Below are 9,142 nucleotides of genomic sequence, written 5' to 3'. Positions count from 1 at the left end.
GGCGCACCGGCGTGACCCGGACGCCCGGCGGCCCGCCGGCCCCGCCGTGGACCGGCTGGTGTTCGGCGCCGGACCGCACGCGTGCCCCGGGGCCCGGCTCGCCCGGGCCCAACTGGCCGACGTCCTGGGCGCGCTGGCCCCGTACCGGCCGGTGGTGACCCGGGCCCGGGTGGACCGGGGGGCGGCGCTGCCTGGCTGGCGCGTGCTGACCGTACGGGCCGGGGACCGCGAGGCGCGTGTCTGCGCGGCCGGGCCCTGCGGGAGCCTGGCGTGATCGCGGTCACCGGCGCGAGCGGCTTCTGCGGCGGGCACATCGCCCGGGCCGCCGCGGCGGCCGGCGCCGAGGTGGTGTGCCTGGGCCGCAGGCCGGGCCCGGTGGGCACGCACCGCTTCTGGGACGCGGCCGCGGAGCCGCCGGACCTGGCGGGCGTGGAGCTGGTGGTGCACTGCGCGGCGGCCGTCGGCGATCCGGCCCCCGGCTCGCGGGCCGCGGCGCTGATGCGCGCGGTGAACGTGGACGGCACGCGGCGGCTGCTCCGGGCGGCGGGCGGGCGGCCCGTGGTGTGGGTGAGCAGCGCCAGCGTCTACGACCCCCGGCACGACCGCGGCCTGGTCGACGAGGGCCACCCACGCGCCGGGCAGTTGAACGCCTACGGGCGGACGAAGGCGGAGGGCGAGGACCTGGCGCTGGCCGCCGGGGCGGTGGTGCTGCGGCCGCGGGCCGTCTACGGGCCGGGCGACACCACCCTGCTGCCCCGGCTGCTGTCCCGGGTCCGGGCGGGCACCCTGCTGTTGCCCGGCCCGGACGTACGGCTCAGTCTCACGGCGGTGGAGAACCTGACGCGTGCGTGCCTGCTGGCGGCGGCCTGGACGCCGGGCGCGTACAACATCGCCGACGGGGAGCCGTACGGCCGTGACGCGGCGGTCCGCGCGGTCCTGCGCGCCCACGGCGTCCGGGCCAGGATCCGGCACCTCCCGCTGCCGGTGGCCGGCGCGGCGGCCCGGATCGCGGAGGCGGTGGCGACGGTGGCCGGGGCCGAACCGGCCCTCAGCCGCTACGCGGTGGACCAGCTGGCGCACCCGGTGGTCCTGGACCTCGGCCGGGCCCGGGCCCAGGGCTGGGCCCCGCACCGGAACCTGGCGGACCACCTGGCCTCGGTGACCGGATCCCGGCCGGAGCTCAGCCGCTGACGGCCGCCGGGGCCTGCGCCTTGGCGATGAGCAGGTCGAGCAGCGCGAGCAGGGAGCCGCGGACGTCCGTACGGGAGCGGGCGTCGAGCATCAGGACGGGCGTGTTCGGATCCCGCAGGTGCAGCGCGGCCCCGATCTCCTCGGCGGTGTAGGGCTGTTCGCCGTGGAAGCAGTTCGCGCCGACCACGAAGGGCAGTCCGCGGCTCTCGAAGAAGTCCACGGCCGGGAAGCTGCGGTCCAGGCGCCGGGTGTCGACCAGCACGATCGCCCCGAGCGCCCCGTTCAGCAGGTCGTCCCACATGAACCAGAAGCGCTCCTGGCCGGGCGTGCCGAACAGGTAGAGGACCACACCGGCGTCGGTGAGGGTGAGCCGGCCGAAGTCCATCGCCACGGTGGTCACCGTCTTGGACTCGATGCCGTCGAGGTCGTCGACACCGATCCCGGCGGACGTCAGCCGCTCCTCCGTACGCAGTGGCTCGATCTCGGAGATCGTCTCCACCAGGGTCGTCTTCCCGACCCCGAACCCACCGGCGACGAGGATCTTGACCGGGGCCGTTTGCTGTTCCTGTTCCCGCGGGGCGGTCGTGTCATATCCGGGCAAGGCTGTCCCTGATTCTCTGGAGCAGGTGGACGTCGGTGGTCTCGGCGACCGCCAGGGGCGGCCGGTGGTGGATCAGCCCGCGGTCGGCGAGTTCGCCGAGGAGCAGCGTCATCGGGGTGAGTCGGATGTGCATCCGCGCCGCTATCTCGGCGACGGCCCGCCCGCCCGGCGGCGCGCACATGGCGAGGATCTCCTGCCACTCGGTGGGCAGGGTCCCGTCCACCTCGCCGTCGGCCGCCGCCGTGATGGTGGTGTCCATGGTGAGGACGGTGTGCGCGGCGGCCGTACGCCCATCGGTCAGGGCGTACAGCCGCGTCCGGCGGCGGCCTGTCGGCTGCGACTGTGGCTCGTCCTGCGGCATTACGCGGACGGCTGGCCGCGCTCGGGGGTGCCCAGCCACTCGCCGAGCGCCTGGGCGGTCCGTACGGCCTCGCCGCCCAGCTCCCCGAGCCGCGCCTTGCGGGAGGTCACCACGATGAGCGTGCTGCCCTCGCCGCACCCGACGATGCAGAGGTACCGGTCGTCCATCTCGACCAGTTGGCGGATGACCCGACCGCCGTCGATCTCCCGGGATATCGCCTTCATCGTGGACGCGATGCCGGAGGCCGCGGCCGCCATGCGCTCGGCCTGGGGCTCGTCCAGCAGGTAGGCGCTGAGCTTGATGCCGTCGTTGGAGAGCAGCACGGCTCCCTGGACGCCGGCGATCCTGCTCAGGTTGTTGTCGAGGACGCTGTAGATCGCGTCGTTGGATGCCGCGGTGTTCGATGAGGTGGTCATGGCTGATCCCGTCGGAGCTCTTCTTCCACTGTCTGGGTCCCCTGTTCGTAGTCCGCCCAGGCATCGGCCACCTCTTCGGGTGTCGCGGTGTCGGGCCGGACCACGCTTTCCTGCGCGCGGGGCTCGCGCAGCTGTTCGGCGATGTGGGTCTGCGGGACGCGCTCCGGGAGGGCCGGACGCGCCCCGGGTGCGGGTACGGGTACGAGTGCGGGCGCGGGCACGGGCACGGCCACCGCCACAGGTGCCTTCGTACGGCGGCTCGGCAGCCCGGCGCTCGTGTGCACGACCGGCTCGGGCTCCGGGGCACGCTCGGGGGCGGGGGCGGGCTCGGCTGCGGACTCGCCTACCGCGGACACGCTCGACCCGGAGGCGGCCGGGGCCGGGGCCGGGGCCGGGAGCAATTCCAGGACCCGGGGCTGCGGCTCGATCTCGCGCGGGGCCTGCGGGTCGGTCGCCACCAGCAGCTGCCTGGGCAGGATCACCACCGCCGAGGTGCCCCCGTACACCGAGCGGCGCAGGGTGACCGTCGCGCGGAGCTGGTCGGCGAGGTGCCCGACCACGAAGAGGCCGAGCCGGTGCGCGTTCTGCGCCAGCACGGAGTACGGCGGGGCCTCGTGCAGGCGCCCGTTCATCTCCTCGTAGCGCTCCGGGCTCACCCGCGGCCCGCGGTCCTCGATCTCGACCGACAGGCCGTCCGTCACCAGTTCGGCGCGGATGACCACCTTGGACTTCGGCGGGGAGAAGCGGGTGGCGTTGTCCAGCAGCTCCGCGAGCAGGTGGCTGATCTGGCTGATCGCGCTCGGTTCCACGCTGGTCTCGTCCAGGGCCTGGCGCTCGATGCGCCGGAAGTCCTCGACCTCCGCGGCCGCTTCGCGCAGCAGGTCGGCGACCCGCATGGGCTCGGTGTGCGGGTCGGGGACCTCGCCGCCCGCCAGGATGAGGAGGTTCTCGATCTGCCGCCGCATGCCGACCGTCAGCTGGTCGGCCCGCATCAGCTCGGCGAGCAGCGCCTCGTCGTGGCCGAAGGTGTCCTGGAGGTCCTCGGTGAGGCTCAGCTGGCGGCTGACCAGGTTTCCGGTGCGCGAGGCGATGCCCGAGGCGAACAGGCCGAATCCGTGGCGCTCGGCGGCGAGTCGGCGGTGTCCGTCGACGGAGACCTCGACGGCCCGGGCGAAGGCGTCGCTGATGCGTCCGACCTCGTCCCGGTCCCCGGTCACGGCCGGCAGGGCGTCCGGGTCCACGGACTGGCCGCGCTGGAGCCGGGCGACGACGTCGGGAAGGGTCTCCTCGGCGACGGTCACCGTGCGTTCGTGCAGGTCGTTCAGGCGGCGGAGCACCGACCGGGTGGTGAAGAAGACCACGACCACCACGGCGAGCAGCCCGCCGGCGCTGCCCCCGATCAGCCAGGCGACCTCGGTCTGCAGCTCCCCGGCCTTGGCCTCGCCGCGGGCGAGCACCGAGCGCGCCAGGTCGATGTTGAGCGTGGTCATCTGCACCGAGAAGTTGGCGTGCGCGGACGACCAGCCGCCGACCTCGGCGGGCAGCCTGATCCCCGAGACGATGTCCTTGTGCCCGGAGAGGACCGCGCTCTCGATGCGTGTCTTGGTCTGCCAGTCCGCAGAGCCCACGACCCGCTCGTAGAACCGCTGGTCCCGGGCCGTCAGGTGCGGCACGATCAGCGCTTCGTGCAAGTACCGCTGGGCGCCCAGGGCGCTGACGAACTGGTCGTAGCCGACGAAGGTCAGTTCCCCGGACGGCCCGGCCAGGGCCAGGACGGTGTCCTCGCGCGCCACCATCTCGGTGGCCTGGAGCATCGACACCACGGGGCGGCTCGCCTGGGCGAGTTCGGCGTCCTCGGCGTGGCTGAACTCCTGCTGGTACACCTGGATGACCTTGCCGATCACCTCGGAGTAGTAGGCCAGCGTGCCGTCGGCGGCGCCGCTGCGGGCATCGGCGCGCTGCCGGTATTCGGCCAGTTTCTCCAGCTGCCGGGTCACCTCGGAGAAGGACCGCGAGGGGTCGACCGCCAGTCGACGGAACTCGGCCGCGGCCAGGTCCGTGGCCTCGCGCCGGACGCGCAGTTCGCCCTCGGACCCGTCGTTGCCCGCCCATCGGGCGGCGGTCGCCGTCCGCTCGGCCTGCATGTCGACCATGAGCGTGTAGAGCGGGGCGCCGACCTGTTCGGCGGCCGCCACGTCGGACCGCAGCTTCTCCGACTGGGCCAGCAACCGCTCCGCGGTCACCGTCACTTGGGTGCCCATCGCGACGGTGGGGACCACCGCCAGCCAGATGAGCAGGGTGCGCAGACGCACGGTGCGCCGCCGACGGGTCGTCGACTGCCGTCGTATGCCTTCGGGTTCTGTGGGAGACATCGGTCCTCGCGAGCGGGGGACGGCGGGAGGCCGATCATAACCAGACATGGCGGAGTTTCGGATAGGTGTCTTCCGAGCCCGAAGCGTGCTAGTTACGGGAAATCATCGCAGGCCAGAGATCGGATCGGAATCGAACCGCGACGTACTCGACACCAAGGCCGCCCCGTTGGGTTCCGGCCGCCGAGGAATGGCTCTGCCCCTGGGCCGAGCCCGGCCGGTCCCGCCTTACCTCGGAGGTAATCGTCGCGGCATGCCCGTACGGGCACGATGGCGGTCTCGCCGCGTCGAAGGGCGCGGAACCGGGACGGAGGGGTCAGCCATGTCAGCCATGTTCGAAGCCGCACCTGCGGACACGCGCACCGTGGTCGAGGAGTTGCTGAGCAGGATCGGCGAGGGCGACCCCGAGCGCATCGCCGCGTTGTACGCCGAGCGGGGCGATTGGAAGCTCGACTGGCCGGAGGCCGAGCACGGTCGTACCGACACGCCCTGGATCCGGCACCGGTCCACCCGGGCCGACGCCGCGGCCCACTACCGCGAGCTCGCCGAGTACCACGTGCCCGAGGACGCGGGGACCGAGGTCGAGCGCATCCTCGTCGACGGACGTGACGCGGTCGTGCTCGGCGAGATCCGTGGAACCGCCCGGCCCACCGGACGCGCGTACCGCGCGCGGTTCGCCCTGCACCTCACCGTCGAGGACGGCCTCGTCACCCGGCACCACGTCTACGAGGACAGCCTCGCCGTCGTCCGGGCCTTCGAGGCCGGGAGGGGGTGAGGTGGCCCCCGGGGCAGGCGTGAGGACGCCGGCAGGGTGCGCGCGAGCCCCGGAACCCATCGGGGTCCGGGGCTCGTCGAGGCGGCTCGGGCGCGCGGCCCGGGGACCGCGCGCGCGTCAGCCCTCCGTCGGGGACAGCCGCAGGGAGATGCTGTTGATGCAGTACCGCTGGTCCGTCGGGGTCGGGTAGCCCTCGCCCTCGAAGACGTGGCCCAGGTGGGAGCCGCACTTCGCGCAGCGGACCTCCGTGCGGACCATCCCGTGCGAGGTGTCCGCGATCAGCTCGACCGCGTCGGTGTCCTTCGGGTCGTAGAAGGACGGCCAGCCGCAGTGCGACTCGAACTTCTCCGACGAGCGGAACAGCTCGGACCCGCAGCCGCGACAGGAGTAGACGCCCTCGGTCTTGGTGTCGGTGTATTCACCTCGGAAGGCCGGCTCGGTGCCCGCCAGGCGCAGTACCTGGTACTCGGACGGGGTCAGCTCCGCCTGCCACTGCTCGTCCGTCTTCTCGACCTCGTAGGACATGACTCTCCCGCTCCCTCGTACCTTCAGCTCGACAGCCGGGCGAGGATGGCCGGACCGAGGTCCGTGACGTCACCCGCGCCCATGGTGAGAACGAGATCACCGGGCTTGGCCATTCCCGCGATGGCGTCGGCGACGGCCGCCTTGTCGTGCTCGGCGGTGACGTCGGCTCCCGCCGCCCTGGCGGCCGCGATGATGAGTTCGCTGGTGACGCCGGGGATCGGGTCCTCGCGGGCCGGGTAGATGTCCAGGACCAGGGAGGCGTCGGCGAGGGCCAGCGACCGGCCCATCTCCTTGCCGAGCTCCTGGGTGCGGGAGAAGAGGTGCGGCTGGAAGACGACCAGGATCCGGGAGTCGCCGGCGGCGCCGCGGATGGCTTCCAGGTCGGCGGTCATCTCGGTGGGGTGGTGCGCGTAGGAGTCGATCACCTGGACGCCCGCGGCCTCGCCCTTGAGCTGGAGGCGGCGCTTGACGCCGGTGTACTTGCCGAGCGCGCTCGCCAGGTTGTGCGCCGGGATGCCGAGCGCCACACCCGCGGCGAGGGCCGCGACGGCGTTGTGCGCGTAGTGGCGGCCGGGGACCGAGACGGTGAAGGTGAGCATCCGGCCGTCCAGGATCACGGTGACCTCGCTGGTCAGGCCGCGCGGGGTGATCTTGGTGATGCGGACGTCGGCGCCCTCCTCCTCGCCGTACGTGACGACCGTGAGGCCCTCCTTGCCCGCGACGCGGCGGGCGATCTCGGCGGCGCCCTCCTGACCGTGGGCGACGACGAGGGTGCCGCCGGGCACGACCTTGCCGACGAAGGTCTCGAAGGACTCGTAGATCTCGTCGATGGAGGCGTAGTTCGCGTGGTGGTCGAGCTCCGCGTTGAGGATGATCGCGACCTGCGGGGTGTACTTGTGGAAGGTGCGGTCGCTCTCGTCGGCCTCGGCGACGAAGATGTCGCCCTCGCCGTGGTGCGCGTTGGAGCCGGGGGCGTCCAGGTCGCCGCCGATGGCGTACGAGGGGTCCAGGCCCAGGGCCGAGAGGGACACCGCGAGCATCGAGGTGGTGGTGGTCTTGCCGTGCGTGCCGGCGACGGCGATCGGCCGCAGCCCGTCCATCAGGGCGGCCAGCGCGTCGGAGCGGTGCACGACGGGGATGCCCAGCTCGGCGGCGCGGGCCAGCTCGGGGTTGTCGGCGCGGATCGCGCTGGAGACGACCACGCAGGTGGAGTCGGCGGCGAGGTTGTCGGCCGCGTGTCCGCCGTGCACCGTGGCGCCGTGGGCGCGCAGCGCCTCGGTGGTCTCGGAGTCACCGCGGCTGTCGCTGCCGGCCACCTGCGCTCCGCGCTGGGCCAGGATCTTCGCGATGCCGGACATGCCGGCGCCGCCGATGCCGATGAAGTGGGGCCGTTCCATGGCGGTCGGCAGGCCGGGCTTCATTCAGGTCGCTCCAGGATCGTGTTTCTTGCGGGTGCGCGTGAGGCTCTGACTGGCCCCAAGCCTATTCGTTGTGGGCGAAGAGCTTGAGCACGGGAACGCCGACCTTGTGACGGGCGCGGGAGGCCCAGTCCCGGTGGAAGAACTCCTCCACGAAGTGCGGGGCGGTCAGGACGATCACCTCGTCGGCGCCGTGCTCGTCCACGACGGTCTTCAGTTTGTCGAGCGGGTGGTCCTCGATGATCTGCCCGACGGCCTTGGCGCCCTTGGCGCGCAGCGCGTTCAGGGAGTGCGCGAGGGCGTGTGCGGCGGGGCCGAGGGCATCGTCGCCCTCGGGTTCGTCACCCTCGTGAATGGCCTCGGGGAGCTCACCGAGCGCTACGTCGTCGATGGCGCGCAGCAGTCGGTCCTGGTCGCCCCGGGGTTGCATGAGGACGATGAAGGAGACCGCGTCGTCCCCGTGCAGGGTGGTGACGAAGTCCACGTCCACCGCCGTCAACGGCTGCTCGATCATCAATACGCTCGTGAACACGGACGCCCTCTCCTTCATGGGCCGAGGCCGGCCGGCCGACCCCTGCGGAAACCATCCTGCCCCGCTGTCGCACGGGGCCTGCGCAGACATACCTGCCCAGTTATGTGCCCAGCGGAAGCAAAGCGGAACGACAAATTCCGGGCCTTGTCAGATCCGACGGTAGCTCGTGAAGAGGAACCCGGCCTCTTCCAGTACACACGCGGGCGCGAGCCGGTGCGGAACCGTGACGGAAGGGCCGCCGGCGATCCGCTGGGCCCCGCCCGCCGCGAGCATCGGGGAGATCGTCAGGCACAGCTCGTCCAGCGCGTCGGCGGCCACGAACTGGCCCAGCAGCCGGGGCCCGCCCTCGGTGAGCTGGCGGCGCAGCCCGCGCGCGGCGAGCTCCCGGACCGCCCGGGCGGTGTCCACGCCCGCGCCCTCACCGGCCACCACGACCTCGGCCCCGGCCCCGACCGCCTCGGCCACCCGGGCGGCGGGCGCGGCGGCTCCGGTGACCACCAGGGTCGGCACCAGCGGCGAGGTGAACAGGGGCAGCGAGAAGTCCAGGTCCAGGCTCGCGGTGACCACGGCGATGGCGGGGGCCGGGCCCTGCCCGGAGGCGGCCCGGCGGGCGGCGAAGGCTTCCCGGGCGCGGGCGGGACGGTAGCCCTCCTGGCGAACCGTTTCCGCGCCGACGACCACCACATCGGCCAGCGCCCGCAGGGTGCCGAAGATCCGCATGTCGGTCTCGCCGGAGATGGGCTGCGAGCGGCCGTCGTGCTGGGCCGCCCCGTCCAGGGTGGAGACCATGTTCGCCCGGAGCCAGTGGCCGTCCGCCGCCAGCTCCGGGTACGCGTAGGCCTCCGCCAGCTCGTCGAGCGACCACTCCCGGTCGGCCAGGTCCTGGGGCGAGGCTGATGTCTGATCGGTCACAGGGAACAGGCGTCGCATCGGTGCAGTGTGCCACGCCCCGTA

The 9,142-nt window shown here is 72.9% G+C and carries 10 protein-coding genes and 1 pseudogene; 3 read left to right on the top strand and 8 right to left on the bottom strand.

Annotated features, from left to right (window positions below):
* Window positions 1–274, top strand: a pseudogene (locus tag AB8A24_RS11830) (hypothetical protein); the annotation flags it as partial.
* On the top strand, window positions 271–1,191 hold the full coding sequence (locus AB8A24_RS11825; RefSeq protein WP_328961134.1) for an NAD(P)-dependent oxidoreductase: 921 nt from the start codon (window positions 271–273) through the stop codon (window positions 1,189–1,191). The pseudogene AB8A24_RS11830 and the gene AB8A24_RS11825, both read left to right, overlap by 4 nt.
* Here the strand turns inward: AB8A24_RS11825 and AB8A24_RS11820 are convergent.
* Genes AB8A24_RS11820 through AB8A24_RS11805 form a run of 4 tightly spaced genes read right to left on the bottom strand, consistent with a single transcriptional unit; the run spans window position 1,181 to window position 4,941 of the window.
* Window positions 1,181–1,792: an ATP/GTP-binding protein gene (locus AB8A24_RS11820; RefSeq protein WP_369475489.1), complete on the bottom strand. Its 612-nt coding sequence runs from the start codon at window positions 1,790–1,792 to the stop codon at window positions 1,181–1,183. The two genes, AB8A24_RS11825 and AB8A24_RS11820, sit on opposite strands and share 11 nt — an antisense overlap.
* Window positions 1,779–2,153, bottom strand: coding sequence for a DUF742 domain-containing protein (locus tag AB8A24_RS11815; protein WP_369475488.1), 375 nt, complete (start codon window positions 2,151–2,153; stop codon window positions 1,779–1,781). The genes AB8A24_RS11820 and AB8A24_RS11815 overlap by 14 nt, the downstream gene beginning before the upstream one ends.
* Window positions 2,153–2,569, bottom strand: coding sequence for a roadblock/LC7 domain-containing protein (locus AB8A24_RS11810; RefSeq protein WP_150260076.1), 417 nt, complete (start codon window positions 2,567–2,569; stop codon window positions 2,153–2,155). Before AB8A24_RS11810 ends, AB8A24_RS11815 begins: the two co-directional genes overlap by 1 nt.
* Window positions 2,566–4,941, bottom strand: a complete 2,376-nt coding sequence (locus AB8A24_RS11805) for a nitrate- and nitrite sensing domain-containing protein (RefSeq protein ID WP_369475487.1) — start codon at window positions 4,939–4,941, stop codon at window positions 2,566–2,568. The genes AB8A24_RS11810 and AB8A24_RS11805 overlap by 4 nt, the downstream gene beginning before the upstream one ends.
* A gap of 328 nt (window positions 4,942–5,269) precedes the next feature.
* On the opposite strand from AB8A24_RS11805, the gene AB8A24_RS11800 reads away from it, so the two are divergent.
* Window positions 5,270–5,713, top strand: coding sequence for a nuclear transport factor 2 family protein (locus tag AB8A24_RS11800; protein WP_369475491.1), 444 nt, complete (start codon window positions 5,270–5,272; stop codon window positions 5,711–5,713).
* Between the two features lie 117 nt (window positions 5,714–5,830).
* Here AB8A24_RS11800 and msrB read toward each other — a convergent pair whose 3' ends face one another.
* From msrB to AB8A24_RS11780, 4 genes are all read right to left on the bottom strand, one after another.
* Complete coding sequence (gene msrB, locus AB8A24_RS11795; RefSeq protein ID WP_030719873.1) at window positions 5,831–6,238, bottom strand: peptide-methionine (R)-S-oxide reductase MsrB; 408 nt, start codon at window positions 6,236–6,238, stop codon at window positions 5,831–5,833.
* A gap of 23 nt (window positions 6,239–6,261) precedes the next feature.
* Complete coding sequence (gene murC / locus AB8A24_RS11790; RefSeq protein WP_369475486.1) at window positions 6,262–7,659, bottom strand: UDP-N-acetylmuramate--L-alanine ligase; 1,398 nt, start codon at window positions 7,657–7,659, stop codon at window positions 6,262–6,264.
* A gap of 61 nt (window positions 7,660–7,720) precedes the next feature.
* A complete protein-coding gene (locus AB8A24_RS11785; RefSeq protein ID WP_328961139.1) occupies window positions 7,721–8,188 on the bottom strand; it encodes an indole-3-glycerol phosphate synthase in 468 nt (155 codons plus the stop codon).
* 147 nt (window positions 8,189–8,335) lie between these two features.
* A complete protein-coding gene (locus AB8A24_RS11780; protein WP_328961140.1) occupies window positions 8,336–9,118 on the bottom strand; it encodes a pyrimidine reductase family protein in 783 nt (260 codons plus the stop codon).
* Window positions 9,119–9,142: the final 24 nt, after the last annotated feature.

It is taken from the genome of Streptomyces sp. BF23-19, assembly GCF_041106355.1.
In the GTDB taxonomy this organism is placed as follows: Bacteria; Actinomycetota; Actinomycetes; order Streptomycetales; family Streptomycetaceae; genus Streptomyces; species Streptomyces virginiae_A.
Note: the sequence above shows the minus strand (reverse complement) of the source record. Positions and strands in the feature narration are given on the sequence as shown.

Coding starts and splice junctions, on each gene's coding strand:
- AB8A24_RS11815 (WP_369475488.1), bottom strand. CDS start 2,153: ATGCCGCAGGACGAGCCACAGTCGCAGCCGACAGGCCGCCGCCGGACG.
- AB8A24_RS11810 (WP_150260076.1), bottom strand. CDS start 2,569: ATGACCACCTCATCGAACACCGCGGCATCCAACGACGCGATCTACAGC.
- AB8A24_RS11805 (WP_369475487.1), bottom strand. CDS start 4,941: ATGTCTCCCACAGAACCCGAAGGCATACGACGGCAGTCGACGACCCGT.
- AB8A24_RS11800 (WP_369475491.1), top strand. CDS start 5,270: ATGTTCGAAGCCGCACCTGCGGACACGCGCACCGTGGTCGAGGAGTTG.
- msrB (WP_030719873.1), bottom strand. CDS start 6,238: ATGTCCTACGAGGTCGAGAAGACGGACGAGCAGTGGCAGGCGGAGCTG.
- murC (WP_369475486.1), bottom strand. CDS start 7,659: ATGAAGCCCGGCCTGCCGACCGCCATGGAACGGCCCCACTTCATCGGC.
- AB8A24_RS11780 (WP_328961140.1), bottom strand. CDS start 9,118: ATGCGACGCCTGTTCCCTGTGACCGATCAGACATCAGCCTCGCCCCAG.